General features: G+C 61.9%; 13 protein-coding genes. 7 read left to right on the top strand and 6 right to left on the bottom strand.

What is annotated here, in order from left to right; genetic code table 11:
* Positions 1 to 2: 2 nt before the first annotated feature.
* The gene (locus BGN95_RS06930) at positions 3 to 662 is read left to right on the top strand and encodes a class I SAM-dependent methyltransferase (RefSeq protein WP_286772068.1); all 660 of its coding nucleotides are present in this window, start codon (positions 3 to 5) and stop codon (positions 660 to 662) included.
* On the opposite strand, the gene BGN95_RS06935 is transcribed toward BGN95_RS06930, so the two are convergent.
* The 5 genes from BGN95_RS06935 to copC form a co-directional block, all read right to left on the bottom strand.
* Positions 633 to 1322, bottom strand: coding sequence for an acyltransferase family protein (locus BGN95_RS06935; RefSeq protein ID WP_286772079.1), 690 nt, complete (start codon positions 1320 to 1322; stop codon positions 633 to 635). The two genes, BGN95_RS06930 and BGN95_RS06935, sit on opposite strands and share 30 nt — an antisense overlap.
* On the bottom strand, positions 1210 to 1788 hold the full coding sequence (locus BGN95_RS06940) for an acyltransferase family protein (protein ID WP_286772069.1): 579 nt from the start codon (positions 1786 to 1788) through the stop codon (positions 1210 to 1212). Before BGN95_RS06940 ends, BGN95_RS06935 begins: the two co-directional genes overlap by 113 nt.
* Before the next feature lie 266 nt (positions 1789 to 2054).
* Entirely contained in the window at positions 2055 to 2288 is a 234-nt protein-coding gene (locus tag BGN95_RS06945; RefSeq protein WP_286772070.1) for a flagellar biosynthetic protein FliQ, read from the bottom strand.
* Positions 2289 to 2329: 41 nt separating this feature from the next.
* On the bottom strand, positions 2330 to 3256 hold the full coding sequence (gene copD / locus BGN95_RS06950) for a copper homeostasis membrane protein CopD (RefSeq protein WP_286772071.1): 927 nt from the start codon (positions 3254 to 3256) through the stop codon (positions 2330 to 2332).
* A 4-nt stretch (positions 3257 to 3260) separates the two neighbouring features.
* A complete protein-coding gene (copC, locus tag BGN95_RS06955) occupies positions 3261 to 3629 on the bottom strand; it encodes a copper homeostasis periplasmic binding protein CopC (RefSeq protein ID WP_125619097.1) in 369 nt (122 codons plus the stop codon).
* A gap of 216 nt (positions 3630 to 3845) precedes the next feature.
* On the opposite strand from copC, the gene BGN95_RS06960 reads away from it, so the two are divergent.
* Positions 3846 to 4826, top strand: a complete 981-nt coding sequence (locus BGN95_RS06960) for an NAD(P)/FAD-dependent oxidoreductase (protein ID WP_286772072.1) — start codon at positions 3846 to 3848, stop codon at positions 4824 to 4826.
* A 339-nt stretch (positions 4827 to 5165) separates the two neighbouring features.
* Here BGN95_RS06960 and BGN95_RS06965 read toward each other — a convergent pair whose 3' ends face one another.
* A complete protein-coding gene (locus tag BGN95_RS06965) occupies positions 5166 to 6206 on the bottom strand; it encodes an IS110 family RNA-guided transposase (protein ID WP_286772073.1) in 1041 nt (346 codons plus the stop codon).
* Between the two features lie 446 nt (positions 6207 to 6652).
* On the opposite strand from BGN95_RS06965, the gene BGN95_RS06970 reads away from it, so the two are divergent.
* From BGN95_RS06970 to BGN95_RS06990, 5 genes are all read left to right on the top strand, one after another.
* Positions 6653 to 7060: a periplasmic heavy metal sensor gene (locus BGN95_RS06970; protein ID WP_286772074.1), complete on the top strand. Its 408-nt coding sequence runs from the start codon at positions 6653 to 6655 to the stop codon at positions 7058 to 7060.
* The gene (locus tag BGN95_RS06975; protein ID WP_286772075.1) at positions 7057 to 7641 is read left to right on the top strand and encodes an RNA polymerase sigma factor; all 585 of its coding nucleotides are present in this window, start codon (positions 7057 to 7059) and stop codon (positions 7639 to 7641) included. Before BGN95_RS06970 ends, BGN95_RS06975 begins: the two co-directional genes overlap by 4 nt.
* An 867-nt stretch (positions 7642 to 8508) precedes the next feature.
* Positions 8509 to 10500 (top strand): copper resistance system multicopper oxidase, encoded by a 1992-nt coding sequence (locus tag BGN95_RS06980; RefSeq protein ID WP_286772076.1) that lies wholly within the window; start codon positions 8509 to 8511, stop codon positions 10498 to 10500.
* Positions 10497 to 11708, top strand: a complete 1212-nt coding sequence (locus BGN95_RS06985; RefSeq protein ID WP_286772077.1) for a copper resistance protein B — start codon at positions 10497 to 10499, stop codon at positions 11706 to 11708. The genes BGN95_RS06980 and BGN95_RS06985 overlap by 4 nt, the downstream gene beginning before the upstream one ends.
* A 23-nt stretch (positions 11709 to 11731) precedes the next feature.
* Positions 11732 to 12343: a c-type cytochrome gene (locus BGN95_RS06990; protein ID WP_286772078.1), complete on the top strand. Its 612-nt coding sequence runs from the start codon at positions 11732 to 11734 to the stop codon at positions 12341 to 12343.
* The last annotated feature ends 88 nt before the right edge of the window (positions 12344 to 12431 follow it).

Raw genomic sequence — 12431 nt, forward strand, 5'->3', positions numbered from 1 at the left:
CTTTGGGCCGCGCACCAAGCACATTATATGATCTTGCGATCCGACTCTTCACCCGCGAAAAATGTTGGCGGCGCATCGTGCTTCGCACCCTCGCCCCGCAACCAGGTGAACGAATTTTGGACGTCGGTTGCGGGACCGGCACGCTTGCGATTGCCATCAAAAGCATCGAGCCAATGGCCAAGATTACCGGGATCGATCCCGACCCTGAAACGCTGGTGCGGGCGATCGCCAAGGAACCGCGAAGCGCAGCCCCTATCTTTTGGACCAAAGGTTTCGCTCGGGACGCTGCAGCTGGTCGTCGCGGTGCCTTCGACGCGGTGACCTGTACGCTTGTCCTTCATCAAGTGCCGCTTGAGGAAAAGCGTGCTGGTCTTGGTGCAATGTTCGATGCGCTCGCGCCTGGCGGCCGCCTGATCTTGGCCGACTACGGCGAGCAGCGAAGTAGTTTTATGCGAATGCTGTTTCGACAAACGGTGCAGCGCCTCGACGGAACGACCGACACTCAGCCGAACGCCGACGGCGTTCTTCCGAGGCTCCTCCAGGAGGCTGGCTTCGAAGAAGTGACCGAGACTGCTGTCGTACCGACACTTACCGGGCTGATCGCGGTCTTCAAAGCGCGAAAACCAATGACTTTAATCAGTCCGAGCATCGTCTGGCCTTAACTCGCTCTGCCGCGCGCCGTGGCGTCGATCATCGCCGCGGAATGTCAGCGCCGCCCGAACGCTGAGCCGCCGGCGTAACGGGACTTCCACCCGTTGCGCGACAAACCACGATCCGGCGCACAGCCCGACCAGCACCATGATACCGATCCATGGCGCGCTCGCTCGAAGCAGGCCAGGAGACACCCGCGCTGCCCCCAGTACGACGGCCGAAAAGACCGGGATCTGTAGCACGTAGATTGGATAAGACACGTCGCCGAGCAGCCTGTCGATGGCCCGACTGGGTCGCGGCGCATGCGCTGTCGCAGCAATAAGAATCAGCGGAAAAATCGCGAGCACGATCACTGCATCGGTCGCCCCGCGGATTGAAGCGGAAACTGGCCACGCAAGCGCCAGCGTCGCGACACCGACCGGGACGATAGCCGGGACACGGATCACCGGGAGTCGTCCCGCCACTCGAGCACGAAAAACGAGCACGCCCAAAAAGAAGGAAAAGAACACGCGAAGAACCGCAAGATGCGCGTCAGGCCAATAAGCACCACCGTTGAGGTCACCACGAGCGATGGCGATGGCGGCCAGCGCAGCCCCGCTTATGCCAATGCCGACCGCCAGCTTTTGCGATGAGAGCCGAGAAACCGTTGCAGCATAGATAATGTTGGCCAGGAGCTCGAACGACAGGGTCCACGCGACAAAATTGGCCGGAAAGAGAGGGTTGTCGGGAAATCCGATGGGGGGGCACCGGAAGCATGAAAACATTGAACGCGCTCGAAATCACGACCGCCGTTCCCAGCTCATCATGGCGATAAAAATAGGCGAGTTCGATGGTGCTGAGCAGCAGCGCGAACAGGTAGAACGGAAACAATCGAATGAGACGCGCCCGCAGAAAGGCGCCAGCCTTCATCCCACCGGCGAGCCTGGCGTCATAGGCATTGGCGAGAACAAATCCGCTCATCGCAAAAAAAAGATCGACGGCGAGATATGCGCCGGGCGCGGCGATCGGCGCGAATGCGTGAGGAAAGTGAAGCACGACGACACTCATCGCGGCAATACCGCGCAGAATATCGAGGACGTGGTAGGACCGGGATCGCTGGGCGGCACTTTCTTCGGCGCCGGTGCTCGTTTCAGCCATCTGACACCCCCGTTGATTGAATCTGCCGTCACGATCTGGCATCGAGCCGGGAGACCTAATCCTAACTACGCGGCTACGCCCGGGACCCCTCGCCAGGGCGAGCATTCATCGTGGTTGTTCGTCGCCGGCAGCCGTTTTTGTTCTGTTTCGACACGGCAATCCGGACCACTGTCGCGCCCCATAATCGCGCCCTTGTCGCGCCGACGCGCGAATTTCGACTTCGCGGCCGCCCCTTCACGCTGCAAGCCCGATCCGGCGATCGGCGATCAGCGACCCATTGCGGCGATGATCCCGAAGATTTCACCCGTGAACTTGATCAGAAGCTCGGCAATCGCGGCACCGAATGCGGAGAGGCAAAGGAGCAAAACGATCAGTTTCGGTACAAGACTGAGGCTTTGTTCGCTGATCGAAGTCGCTGCCTGAATGATGCTGACGACCAACGAAACGATCATCATCGGCGTGAGGAGAACCACCATGATCAGGCCAATCACAACGAGCATCCGACCAGCCTCGTCCAGGAGGAGAGACTGGCCCACTGCGTTCACATCCCCGATGCCGGCGGCGCGAGCGTGCCCAGCCACGCAACCAGCGCAAGGATGACGACGATGCAGGCAGTCTCAACGCCCAGGCTCAGCCGCAGCGAAACCAATGCGCCGCGATGATCGTCACGCGCGATCGACTGTTCGAACGCCGGCGTCAGTCGGTACCGGTTGAGAGAGGCGAGCGCCAGCATGCCCACGAAAAGCGCAAGCTTCGCGAGGAGCAGGCGGCCGTAAAGGCTCGCGCCGAGCCCCCTGACCTGGTCCGGCCCAACAAGAAGCCAGCTGTTGACCAGACCCGTGACGACGACGACTGCGACGACAACCGTTCCGATACCGCCAAATCCGTGGAGCGCCCGGTGAGTCAGCCTGAGATGAGCGACATCGACGCGCTCGACCGGGCGCGCGAGTAACAGCAGTAAGCCGAAAAGTGCGCCGACCCAGGCCCCGGCTGCAACCAGATGGAGGATATCGGCGACCAGATGAATCCAGCCGGCAGCCCCCTCGTCCATGGCGCCGTGACCGGTCCATGCCAGCGTCGCGAGCGAAACGGCCGCCGCCGTCATGATCAGGCTTAGCGACCATGCTCTGTCGGCAACGGCCAGTGCCAAACCACCGGCGATCGCCAGTGCAGCCATGCGTACCACCCACGCCGTGCCGATTGCGCCGCCACCCAGGAGCGCGCCCACGGCGGTTCTATCGACGGGCCAGAACGGCGTCCCGGCCATGACCGACACCATCAGCAGCAGCGCGAAAGCTGACAACAGGAGACCGAAGACGGCGAAGCCCGTCAGCCATGGCCGCAGCGCGATCGCATCCTCGCGCTCGTCCGCGCGCAGCCCGTAAAGACTGAACGCCGAAAGGCCGAACAACGCCGCAAGCACAAGGTACAACGCAAAGCGAACGACGATGGTCGGCCCGTCGAACATTGGCTTACTTCACCGCAAATGCGAGATGCCCACTGACCTTGTGCGTGTCCGCCGACACCACGTTCCAGTCGATGGTGTAGCGGCCGCGCGGGAGCGGCGAACTCGGCGTGATGACGAGCGTCTTGCCATCGGGCGCGACAGTCGAACTGCTGGCCATCTTCATCGCCGCCATGCCAGGCATTGCGGCCATGCTGACATCAGCTTTCGAGAAGGCCGGCATCAACTTCTCACTGAATTCGAGCGTAATATTCTTAGGCGACGCCACCACGGCATCGGCCGGCGGGTTCGCCAATACGAGCTTGGGGTGCGCGTAGGCGGTTCCGCCGAGGAGGGCCATGGCGAGGGTAGCAGCGGTAACAATGAAACGGCGCATTGAGCGATTCTCCATTTTGTGAGGCTCATCTGATGTTACGCGGCGCGCGAGCTCATCCCTCACATCCTTTTTCGACACGGCAAGAGAGGCATCGCGCCGTGAGGGATGAAGCCGCCGAAGGCGTATCATTGTTTATCCGCACCGGAAGATCGCTGCAGGCGTCTTACTAACCGCCTTCGAGGGTCGGGTGCCGTCTTGGTCACGGAGCAACCCTGAATGTCTGTACAATCAACCGACCGCCGCTGGGACGGCCATCCGCAAAAAATGCTCGATTGCGCCGTGATCGGAGGCGGTCCAGCTGGGCTGACCGCCGCAATCTATCTATCGCGCTTCCTACGCAGCTGTGTGGTGATCGACGCGGGAGCGGGACGCGCTGCGTCCATCCCACGATCGCATAATCTTCCCGGCTTCCCGGACGGCTTGTCAGGCATCGAGTTGCTCGCCCGCTTGGAAACGCAACTTCGCGAATACGGCAGCGCCGTCCGAAAAGCGGAGGTCGATGAAATCACTTCATCGGGGCCGGGGTTCCTTATCAGCTGCGCCGGCGATGTCCTTCGATCGCGATCGGTCATTCTTGCGACAGGCGTCGTCAATCATAAGCCAGATATTTCGGAAACCATGCACGCGCTCGGCGTCTCGCAGGGCTTGATCCGCTATTGTCCGATCTGCGACGGCTACGAAGCGCGTCTGACGCCGATTGCGGTCCTGGGCGCGGATCGCCACGGCGCGGCGGAAGCCTTGTTCCTGCGCCAATATGGCGCTGCGGTCACCTTGCTTGCGCAACGCTCGCTCGATCTGGCGACCAGCGACCTTGAACGTCTGGAGAAGGCAGGCATCGAAGTCGTTGCGGAGCCGATCGCCGGTTTGCGACTGGCTGACGGCACGATCGAAGCTTCGTGGCATGGATTACCGGGGCGATCGTTCGGCACACTCTATCCAGCTCTCGGGTCAACGGCTCGGACCCACTTGGCTGCGGCGCTTGGCGCCAATATGAGCGATCAAGGATGCCTTCTGACCGATGGACACCAACAAACGTCGATATCTGGGCTTTACGCGATTGGTGACGTCGTCGAAGGGTTGGACCAGATTTGCGTAGCCACCGGCCATGCTGCAATCGCGGCGACGGCGATCCACAACGATCTGCTCGAGCGCGACTATCAAACATCTGCGGACGCGCCCACAGAACGCGAACGTTAGCGGCGGCATTGGGAGCGAGATCGACGGCAGCCTCGCGCCACGAGGAGACTTCCGGAGCAGTGCGTTTTCCGAATGTCGTCTGTGGATGGCTCCCGCGTTGCAAGCGTAAAGTGATGTTTTGACTGTTTGTCGGTTGCAGTCGTCTGTCCGGCCTACTTGTGCAGTCGGTGTAGACTGCTGGCCCTGATGGTGTCCGCGAACAAGGTCCGATCGGCTTTGCAGGCTATGACGCCTATGACATTCCTTGGGTTGTCCTTGCTCCCGGTCCGACCGGTTTTGCCATCACATCCTTTGCTCTCACAACCTCTTGAAGCTGATCTCCTCAGCCAAGCTCTCGATCTATGCTGCGGCCAGCATCGGTGCATGCCCTCGTTCGAAGGTGCCGCCCCGAGCCATGACCGCCCATGCGATCCGCGCCATTTTGTTGGCGATGGCGACCGAAGCGACGCGAGCAGGTTTTCGGGCGAGCAGTGCAACGAAGCGCGGATCGACCGTGCCGGGCTTCTCCTTGGCGTATCGAACCAGTGCGGTTGCGCCGACCACCAGAAGCTGCCGCAGGTATCTGTCGCCCATCTTCGTGATGCGCCCCAGGCGTTCCTTGCCCCCACTCGAACTCTGTCGCGGGGTCAGCCCCAGCCAGGCGGCGAACTGGCGCCCTGACGAGAACTGGCTTGGATCAGTCACCGACGCGGCGAGCGCGGTCGCGCCGATCGGCCCGATACCAGGGATCGTCGCCAGGCGGCGGGCCCTGTCGTCGCTCCGCTGCAGAGCGGCTAGACGCAGGTCAAGCTTGCGCAACTGGGCGTGAAGCTGGAGCAGTTGCGCAGCCAGCATGGCGACGACGTTCACCGCCTCGGTTGGCAGATCGAGCCCGGACTCGCCGTCGATGATCTCCCGTGCCATCTGCAGCGCCTTCACGATCCCGATCGGGATAGCGATGCCCATCTCGGCGAGCACGCTGCGCATCATGTTGACCAACTGCGTGCGCTGCTTGATCAACAGACTGCGCACGCGATGAAGCGACAACGCCGCCTGCTGCTCGCGCGACTTGATGGGCACGAACCGCATGGTCTGGCGTGTTACCGCCTCGCAAATAGCCTCGGCGTCGGCCGCGTCATTCTTGCCGCGCTTCACGTAGGCCTTCACATACATCGCGGGCATTAGCCGCACTTCGTGGCCCAGCTTGGCCAACTCGCGCGCCCAATGATGCGACGTCCCGCAAGCCTCGGCCCCAACCAGGCACGGCGGCAGCTTCTCGAAGAAGGGAAGCATCTGCGATCGCCGCAGCGTCTTGCGGACCACGACCTCGCCGGTCGCGCTGATGCCGTGAACCTGAAAAACGTTCTTGGCCAAATCGAGGCCGATCGTGCTAATCTCCATGGCGGATGGCTCCTTTGCTCGGGTTTGCCTGACAGCAACCCATCTTGGCACTCAGATGCCGTGAGCGGGAGCCATCCACCTCATCCGCTTGTGAGGGGTAAAGGTTGCCGCCGCGTAATCTGTTATAAGAGCGTTGGAGTGACGGAAATGGATGATCTTGACGCGCTGCTTCGGCAGCTTGCGCGGGTACCGGCGCCTCCCGGGCTCGCATCGATGGAAGACAGGGTATTCGCCCGGCTTAACGCCAGGACTGCCGCGCGCGCTGGGCTGGGCCTCAGCATCGGTACTGTCGCTGCAGCGCTGATCATGGGGGTCGCGGGAAGCGTTCCCGCATCGGCCAGCTTTGCGTCACCATTGGCGCCCCTGGGTCCGAGCTCGCCGCTTGCGCCGTCAACACTGCTCATGGGTGCGCCGTGAACCCCTCTTGGCGGACCACGGTCACGGTCGTGACCGCTTTTGGCGCGGCGCTGGGCGGTGTTTTCATCGGCCGCGAACTCTTACCCGCGGCGCCGAAACCAGGCGCCGAGCTCCACGAGGTTTTGCACCACCGACTGGCGCTAGACGGCAATCAGCAAGCGCGTCTCGAGGCGCTCGAACGGCGCTATGCGGTACAGCGCCGCGCGCTGGAGCTTGAGTTGCGGGCCGACAATGCCCGGCTTGCAGCGGCGATCGAGGCCGAGCATGGGAACGGCCCGCGTGTCGCAGCGGCCGTCGATCAGAGCCATGCCGCCATGGGCGAGCTGCAGAAAGCAACACTTTCGCATATTTTCGCAATGCGCCAGTTGCTGAAGCCCAATCAGACGACGCAATTCGACCAGGCGGTGGTGAAGGCGCTTACCGAAGATGCGCGGTGAGCCTCGACTGGACGGCGCTGTCTGACGGTGAGCTCGCCGTGCTCAGCCACGCCGGCCGCCAGCTTGCCTTCGCCGAAATCGTTCGCCGCTACGAGGAAGTCGTATTTCGTCTGGCGCGGGGCTGCTTGGGCAATGCCGACGATGCGCTTGATCTCACCCAGGAGACATTCATCTCGGCCCACCAGGCCTTGTCGCGCTACGACGAGGCGCGCTCGATGCGGATCTGGCTTTCCGCAATCGCGCTCAACAAGTGTCGTGATCTGGCGCGCAAGCAGAAGGTTCGCCGCTTTCTTTCCTTTGCCAGCCCGTTGACGGAAGAAGCCGAGGCGATCGCGGATGACCAGGTCGCAGTCGATGATGCCACCGCTGATCGCCAGGAACTCGACTGCGTGACACGCCTGATCGCGACGCTGCCGACGACGTTGAAGGAACCTCTCGTGCTGCGAACGATCGAGGGTCTGAGCCAGGCTGAAACCGCCGATGTCCTTGGTATCACCCAAAAGGCCGTCGAGACGCGCATTTATCGTGCGCGCGCGCGGCTAATGCGGCTAATGGAGAAGCTAGGCCGACCAGTTCAATAGGTCGGCGTGCTCGAGGTGAAAGCAGCGGCTTCCAGGTATTGACGAATGGACGACCGTCGATTCCGGGGTATTGAGCCGGGATGCAGCTTATATATGAATCGCTTGCACGCAATATCTTAGTTTTGTTTGATGCGATATTGGCAATTCGTGGCAAATCGAAGATCCTATATGCAAGCAAGATTAGATATAGAAGCGGCCGTTCGTGGCGCCGAGCTGTTCACGCCAACCCGGCGATATTTCTGACAATTGAAATAGTGCCGGGCGCACAATGCAAAGATTACTTCCATTGCAGCGTCATGGACAGCCCGAAACGGTGCCCCGATCACAAAGACGATCTTCATTCGCATTGTCGATCTTTGAAGCCGTGCGAGCGACCTCGCGAGCCTTCCGCAAACCAACGCGATCGCGCTGCACGTCAATGCCAGATTGTCGGTTTTCGCAATGTCGTCCCAAGCGCTCAGCGTCATTGCGCCTCTCAGGAGACCTGATCACAGGACGCGAAGAAATGAAGTTAAAACTACGTTGCGATGACTGGCCCAAGGCCCCATGATCGCTTTCGCAAACCGCGAAATCGCGACCGCCCTCTCCGCCTGCATCCATATTGCGCAATGTACCGAGCTCGGCGTCTGACGTTCGCTGATCCTTTTCAGCCGGCGTGCGTTTCCGCACACGCATATCTGTACTGATCATTGGACGATAGACACATAAGGGTGGTTGCCGCCGAAGCGCGCCGCGAGGGCGAATTGACAGTCGCTGCTCGACTTTTCCGGCAACAATCTGTTCGACCAAGAAACTTTTGATGAGGGAAGCGCGCGCGGGCCGCGTATCCTTATGAGAACGCCAAACGCTCGTCAGGCCAGAGAGACCATGCAGCATCCATACAGTCGACGTCAGTTCATGCGCGGCAGCGCCGTTGTCGGCGGCAGCCTTGCGCTGTCGAGCTATTTCCCCGCCTGGGCCCAACCGGTGTCGGCGGGTATAACCGCCCCGCTTCCGACCGTCTCGGGCAACGACATCACATTACGCATCGCCCGGCAGACAATGATGGTCGACGGGCGGTCGTCACCAGCGATCGGCATCAACGGCACGGTCCCGGCACCGCTCATCCGACTGCGCGAAGGGCAAAACGTCAAGCTCAACGTCATCAATGACCTTGCGGAGGACAGCTCGATCCACTGGCATGGACTGCTGGTCCCTCCCCAGTTCGATGGGGTGCCCGGCGTCTCGTTTCCGGGAATCAGGGGTCGTTCAAGTTATCTGTACGAGTTCCCGGTTCGGCAGAATGGCACCTACTGGTACCATAGCCATTCCGGTCTGCAGGAGCAGCTTGGCCACTATGGCCCGATCGTGATCGATCCGGCCGGCGAGGATCCGGTTAAATATGATCGCGAGCATGTGATCGTACTTTCCGACCATAGCCAGATTTCGCCTGAGGGTATTTTCAGGCGCATGAAGGTCGATCCGGGCCACTTCAATTTCCAGCGGCAGACATTGGCGGGCCTGCTCGCCGGGCGCGACCAGACGCTCAAGGATCGCGTCGACTGGGGCAAGATGCGTATGGACCCGACAGACGTTTCGGATGCGACCGGACCCGCTTACACCTATCTGGTCAACGGCCATGGCCCGTTCGACAACTGGACGGCGCTGTTCACGCCCGGCCAGCGAGTGCGGCTACGCGTTGTCAACGCCTCGGCGATGACAACCTTCAACGTCCGCATTCCCGGACTCAGGCTGACGATCGTCCAGGCCGATGGCCAGAACGTCATGCCGGTCGAGGTCGAGGAATTCCAGATTGGCGTCGCCGAAACCTATGACGCGATCGTCACCCCGACCGAGGACAAGGCATTCACCCTTGTCGGGGAGGCCGTCGACCGCTCGGGCATGGCGCGGGCGACGCTCGCGCCGCGTGCGGGCATGGCTGCAGAAGTTCCGCCGCTCAGGAAGCGGCCGCTTGCGACCATGAAGGACATGGGCATGGGCGACATGTCGATGGGCGGCATGCAGGGCATGGATATGTCAGGTGGCGGCATGGCGGGCATGGATATGTCCGGTGGTGCGATGCGCGGGGTCGATTCGACTGCCGAGAAGAATCCGTCGGCGAAACTCGCGACCACCGCGATCGCCGCGGGCGCCGCCGCCATGACCGGAATGGATCATGGCGCGATGCCGATGGACCATTCGGGCATGACTGCTGACGGAGGCGCCATGGCCGGGATGGATCACGGCGCGATGCCGGCGCAGTCGGGCAGCATGCCCGGGATGGACCATGGCTCGATGGATATGGGCTCCATGGATATGGGCTCGATGAAGATGCGCGACTTCTCCAAGGCGCCGCAGGTCAAAAAGGGCCCTGGCGTTCAGACCATCTCGCCGATGCCGATGGACCGGACCGGCGAGCCCGGCCAGGGGCTGGAGGACGTCGGCCACAAGGTTCTGACCTACCGCGACCTGATCTCCCTCGAACGCAACCCCGACGTGCGTGCACCGTCGCGCAGCATCGACATCCACCTGACCGGCAACATGGAACGCTTCATGTGGTCGTTCGATGGCGAGAAAATGTCCGACCACCATGAGCCGATCCCGTTCATCGAGGGCGAACGGGTGCGCGTGAACCTCATCAACGATAGCATGATGGGTCATCCGATCCACATTCATGGTCACTTTTTCGAGCTCGTGACCGGACATGGCGATCACGCGCCGCGCAAGCATACCGTGATCGTGCAGCCGGGCGGGAAAGTGACGTGGGACCTCACCGCCGATGCGGTCGGCGACTGGGCATTCCATTGTCACCTGCTCTACCACATGCACGCCGGGATGATGCGCGTCGTCAGCGTTCGGCCGAAGGGAGCGGCGGCATGATCCGGCTCGTCACCGCGCTCGCGGCCACATCTGCGCTCGCCGTTACAGTTACCGCACCCGCGCAGGGCCAGTCGATGCAGGGTATGCCCGGCATGTCGATGCCTGCGAAGAAACCGGCGCCCAAGAAGCCGGCGGCGACAAAGAAGCCCGCAGCGAAAAAAGCGGTTCCGATGAAACGAACCTCCGTGCGCAAACCAGCAACGGCTGCTCGTCAGCCGGCCGCAAAGACCAATGATCAGTCGATGAGCGACATGCCCGGAATGACCGGCATGGATTACGGCGCGATGAAAATGCCCGCCGCACCGGCGCAGTCGGGCACGATGGAAGGGATGGACCATGGCGCCATGCCCGGCATGCAATCGCAACCGGGAGCATCAACGATGCCCGGAATGAACATGCCGGCCGCCCAGGCTGGCCATGACATGTCGGCGATGCCCGGCTTGGCTCAAACGGGGACGAACCTGCCCGCAGGGACTGCCGCTGCGCCGCGGCCACCGATGGACCATTATGCGGAGAAGCTCTTTCCCGCTCCCGAAATGGCGGCGGCCCGCCGCGACATGATGCGGGAACAGGGCGGCCAGACCAATTATCAGGTCATGTTCAATCTTGCCGAATATCAGGCGCGGAAGGGACGCGATGGTTACCGTTGGGACGGCGAGGCCTGGATCGGCGGCGACATCAATCGCCTGTGGCTGAAATCTGAAGGTGAAGGCGCGTTCCGTCAAGGGGTCGAGGCGGCGGAGGTCCAAGCGCTCTACAGCCGGGCGATCGGACCCTATTTCAACCTGCAGGGCGGCATCCGCCACGACTTCAAGCCGGGCCGGCCGACGACCTACGCGACCATCGGCTTCGAGGGTCTGGCGCCCTATTGGTTCGAGGTCGAGGGTGCGCTGTTCCTCTCGGACAAGGGTGATCTGCTCGGCCGGCTGGAAGGCTATTATGATCAGCGCATCACACAGCGCGTGGTTCTGCAGCCGCGGGTCGAGCTCAATCTGGCCGCGCAGGATGTGCCCGAGACGCGCACGGGCGCGGGCCTGTCGAGCGCCGAATTGGGACTTAGGCTGCGCTACGAGATCACGCGGCAGTTCGCGCCCTATATCGGCATCTCCTACGCGGCGAAAACCGGGCAGACCGCCCGCTACGCGCGCGCTGACGGTGAGGATCCTACCGTTACGAGCTTGGTCGCCGGCGTTCGGCTCTGGTTCTAATATTCGTAGAAAGGGAGGAAATGATGGACCGCGCAAGAATGAGGCACCATTTTCCGAGCGTGGCCTTCGTCGTGATCGCGGCGATCGCGCTGATCATCGCGGCTGCGGGTTTCATATATTTCGGCGTTTATAATATTGCAGCCGACGATCCGCATACGCGACCCGTCTATTCCATGCTTGAGAGCCTGCGCGATCGATCGATCGCGGTGCATTCGCAGAACATCGCGGCGCCCGCAAACCTCTCCGATCCGAAGCGCATATCGTCCGGTGCCGCGCTCTACACGGAAATGTGCTCGGGCTGCCATCTGGGGCCGGGCGTCGAACGCAGCGAGATGAGCCAGGGTCTCTATCCTCAAGCGCCCGAGCTTGCCAAAACCACCGATCTGTCGCCTGCGGAGCAATTCTGGATCATCAAGCATGGCGTCAAGCTGAGCGCGATGCCGGCATGGGGCAAGACCCATCCCGATCCGTTGATCTGGAACATGGTGGCGTTCGTTCGCAAGCTGCCGGGCATGACCCCCGAGCAATACAAGACCCTGATCGCGAGCGCACCGGCCGAGCACGATGAGATGATGAAGGACATGGGCGGGATGAAGGGGATGGCAATGCCCGCAGCGCCGAATGGACATGACTGAGATCCGCGCGACACGCTCAGGCACCACTCTATGAGGAGCCCGCGCGCGAGGCTGCATCTGCTTGCCAGCCGCGCGCACAAATGGTTGG

It is taken from the genome of Sphingomonas sp. 66-10 (assembly GCF_001897045.1).
Taxonomy (GTDB): Bacteria; Pseudomonadota; Alphaproteobacteria; order Sphingomonadales; family Sphingomonadaceae; genus Sphingomonas; species Sphingomonas lycopersici.

What these genes read in the sequence shown, in the direction of transcription:
- copD (WP_286772071.1), bottom strand. Translation starts at nt 3,256, where the DNA reads ATGTTCGACGGGCCGACCATCGTCGTTCGCTTTGCGTTGTACCTTGTG.
- BGN95_RS06940 (WP_286772069.1), bottom strand. Translation starts at nt 1,788, where the DNA reads ATGGCTGAAACGAGCACCGGCGCCGAAGAAAGTGCCGCCCAGCGATCC.
- BGN95_RS06985 (WP_286772077.1), top strand. Translation starts at nt 10,497, where the DNA reads ATGATCCGGCTCGTCACCGCGCTCGCGGCCACATCTGCGCTCGCCGTT.
- copC (WP_125619097.1), bottom strand. Translation starts at nt 3,629, where the DNA reads ATGCGCCGTTTCATTGTTACCGCTGCTACCCTCGCCATGGCCCTCCTC.
- BGN95_RS06990 (WP_286772078.1), top strand. Translation starts at nt 11,732, where the DNA reads ATGGACCGCGCAAGAATGAGGCACCATTTTCCGAGCGTGGCCTTCGTC.
- BGN95_RS06945 (WP_286772070.1), bottom strand. Translation starts at nt 2,288, where the DNA reads ATGCTCGTTGTGATTGGCCTGATCATGGTGGTTCTCCTCACGCCGATG.
- BGN95_RS06980 (WP_286772076.1), top strand. Translation starts at nt 8,509, where the DNA reads ATGCAGCATCCATACAGTCGACGTCAGTTCATGCGCGGCAGCGCCGTT.
- BGN95_RS06965 (WP_286772073.1), bottom strand. Translation starts at nt 6,206, where the DNA reads ATGGAGATTAGCACGATCGGCCTCGATTTGGCCAAGAACGTTTTTCAG.
- BGN95_RS06960 (WP_286772072.1), top strand. Translation starts at nt 3,846, where the DNA reads ATGTCTGTACAATCAACCGACCGCCGCTGGGACGGCCATCCGCAAAAA.